We start from the raw sequence: 812 nt of genomic DNA, 5'->3' as shown, positions 1-812 counted from the left end.
ACGCGCTCGATCGTCGCTGCGTCTTCCGGGTTCTCGAGCACGTCGGCGATCAGGTTGCCGACCTGCTCCGCTTCCGCCGGGCCGAAGCCGCGCGTCGTCATCGCCGGCGAACCCAGACGGATCCCGCTCGTCACGAACGGCTTTTCCGGATCGTTCGGGATCGCGTTCTTGTTCACCGTGATGTGTGCCGCGCCCAACGCCGCTTCCGCCGCCTTGCCCGTGATCTTCTTCGCGCGCAGGTCCACCAGCATCACGTGGCTTTCCGTACGGCCCGACACGATCCGCAGCCCGCGCTTGACCAGCGTTTCAGCCAGCACGCGTGCGTTCTCGACCACCTTCTCCTGGTAAGCCTTGAACTCCGGCGACAGCGCTTCCTTGAACGCCACCGCCTTCGCCGCGATCACGTGCATCAGCGGGCCGCCCTGGATGCCCGGGAAGATCGCCGAGTTGATCTGCTTCTCGTATTCCGACTTCATCAGGATCACGCCGCCGCGCGGGCCGCGCAGGCTCTTGTGCGTCGTCGTCGTCACGAAGTCCGCGTGCGGCACCGGGTTCGGGTACACGCCCGCCGCGATCAGCCCCGCGTAGTGCGCCATGTCGACCATCAGGTACGCACCGACCGACTTCGCGATCTTCGCCAGACGCTCGAAGTCGATCTTCAGCGCGAATGCCGACGCGCCCGCGACGATCAGCTTCGGCTTGTGTTCGTTCGCCAGTTGCTCTGCTGCGTCGTAGTCGATGTCTTCGTTTTCGTTCAGGCCGTAGCTCACGACGTTGAACCACTTGCCCGACATGTTCACCGGCGAGCCGTG

At 65.0% G+C, this 812-nt stretch carries 1 protein-coding gene; it reads right to left on the bottom strand.

Annotation, left to right across the window (positions count from 1 at the left end):
- The coding region (gene glyA, locus WS75_RS12150; RefSeq protein WP_156429767.1) for a serine hydroxymethyltransferase at nucleotides 1-812 on the bottom strand (812 nt) is incomplete at both ends.

The sequence above is a fragment of the Burkholderia sp. FL-7-2-10-S1-D7 genome (assembly GCF_001524185.1).
Lineage (GTDB): Bacteria > Pseudomonadota > Gammaproteobacteria > Burkholderiales > Burkholderiaceae > Burkholderia > Burkholderia diffusa.
Note: the sequence above shows the minus strand (reverse complement) of the source record. Positions and strands in the feature narration are given on the sequence as shown.